Origin of the sequence: Micromonospora sp. LOL_015 (assembly GCF_048060275.1) — a bacterium.
Lineage (GTDB): Bacteria > Actinomycetota > Actinomycetes > Mycobacteriales > Micromonosporaceae > Micromonospora_E.
This window is the reverse complement of the sequence record NZ_JBHMIO010000146.1, coordinates 1-1,009: the sequence shown is the minus strand read 5'-3', so window position 1 is coordinate 1,009 and position 1,009 is coordinate 1. Positions and strand designations below refer to the sequence as shown.

The following is a 1,009-nucleotide window of genomic DNA, read 5'->3' as shown; positions in this document are numbered from 1 at the left end:
GATCTTGGGGTGTGGCCTGCGGTTGTGTGGCTGCTGTCGGGTGGTTCGGCGTGGCGGGCTGCGTGCCGACGGGGTTGGCTGTTCTGATTCCGGGTCATGTCGGTGGATGCGGTGGTGCGGCCGGACCAGGTCACGCTCGGGGTGTTGATTTCGCGGGTGTCGCGGGAGGAGGTCGACGCCGCGGTCGAGGTGTGCGGGGTGCGGGAGCAGCGGTCGGACGGGAAGTTGCCGGCGCATGTGGCCGTGTATCTGACGTTGGGGCTGACGTTGTTCCCCGACGATGACTACACCGAGGTCGCGGCCCGGGTCACGGGGTCGTTGGACCGGTTCGGGTGTTGGGACGCGGGGTGGAGCGTGCCGACGTCGAGCGCGGTCACCCAGGCGCGGAAACGGTTGGGCCGTCGGGTGTTCGACGAGGTGTTCGCGCGCACGTGTGGGCCGGTCGCGGGCGGGTCGGGCCCGACAGCGTCGGTGGCCGCGTTGGGCACCGCGCGGGGGTCGTTCCTACGCCGGTGGCGGCTGCTGGCGATCGACGGGTTCACCGTCGATGTGCCCGACAGCGCCGCGAACGCGGCCGAGTTCGGCTACGCCGGGTCCGGGGAGAACCGGTCGGCGTTTCCGAAGGCACGGGTCGTGGCCCTCGCGGAGTGCGGCACCCACGCGTTCGTCGCCGCGGAGATCGACGCCTACGCGGTGGGTGAGAAGACCCTCGCGCAGCGGCTGTATCCGCGGTTACGCGGTGACGAACTGCTCGTCGCGGACCGGGGGTTCCACTCCTGGCAGGCGTGGGACACCGCCGTCGCGTCCGGTGCGGCGCTGGTGTGGCGGGCGCCGACCCGGCTCGACCTGCCCGTGGTCAAGGTACTGTCCGACGGCACCTGGATCACCGTCCTGATCAGGCCGACGGTCCGGGGTGCCCGGCGGGAGCGGCTCCTCGCGGCCGCCCGCGCCGGGGCCGACCTGACCGACGTCGACACGGTTCCCGACGCGTTCGACAGGCAGGGTCTGC

The 1,009-nt window shown here is 72.2% G+C and carries 1 protein-coding gene; it reads left to right on the top strand.

Annotated elements, in window-relative coordinates:
* Positions 1 to 96: 96 nt before the first annotated feature.
* Positions 97 to 1,009, top strand: a 913-nt coding sequence (locus tag ACFHWU_RS29190; protein WP_416592310.1) for a transposase domain-containing protein, incomplete at its 3' end; no start/stop codon positions are given.